At 59.7% G+C, this 613-nt stretch carries 1 protein-coding gene; it reads left to right on the forward strand.

Annotation, left to right across the window (positions count from 1 at the left end):
• Nucleotides 1-50: 50 nt before the first annotated feature.
• Nucleotides 51-613, forward strand: a 563-nt coding sequence (locus tag HUK82_RS17065) for an NAD(P)H-dependent oxidoreductase (RefSeq protein ID WP_176615019.1), incomplete at its 3' end; no start/stop codon positions are given.

The following is a 613-nucleotide window of genomic DNA, read 5'->3' on the forward strand; positions in this document are numbered from 1 at the left end:
CGCGTAATCTCGTTGGGAAACGAAATTTTCCACGCAATGAGAGTCCGCTCATGAATGTTCTGATCGTCTTCGCCCATCCGGAAAGACACTCGCTCAACGGCGCCCTGCTTGACGTCGCCGTCTCTGAACTGACGACCCAGGGACATGACGTTCAGGTGTCGGACCTGTATGCCATGCACTGGAAGGCTGCAGTCGATAAGGATGACTTTCCTGCCCTGTCGTCCGACGAACCGCTGAAGGTCTGGAAAGCGTCCAATGACGGGTTCGCGGCGAACGCGCTCACGGAGGATGTGAAGGCCGAGCAGGAGAAGCTGCTCTGGGCCGATACAGTCATTCTGCAGTTCCCGTTGTGGTGGTTCGCCATGCCAGCCATCCTCAAGGGCTGGGTTGACCGGGTCTATGCCTCCGGCTTCGCCTATGGGGTGGGCGAACACAGCGAGCAGCGCTGGGGCGACCGGTATGGCGAAGGGGTCATGGCCGGCAAGCGCGCAATGCTGATGGTCACCGCAGGCGGGTGGCCCGAACATTATTCGGACCGCGGGATCAACGGCCCGATCGACGATCTGCTGTTCCCGATCAATCATGGGATCCTTTTCTATCCCGGCTTCACCGT

Origin of the sequence: Ameyamaea chiangmaiensis (genome assembly GCF_013376175.1) — a bacterium.
Taxonomy (GTDB): Bacteria; Pseudomonadota; Alphaproteobacteria; order Acetobacterales; family Acetobacteraceae; genus Ameyamaea; species Ameyamaea chiangmaiensis.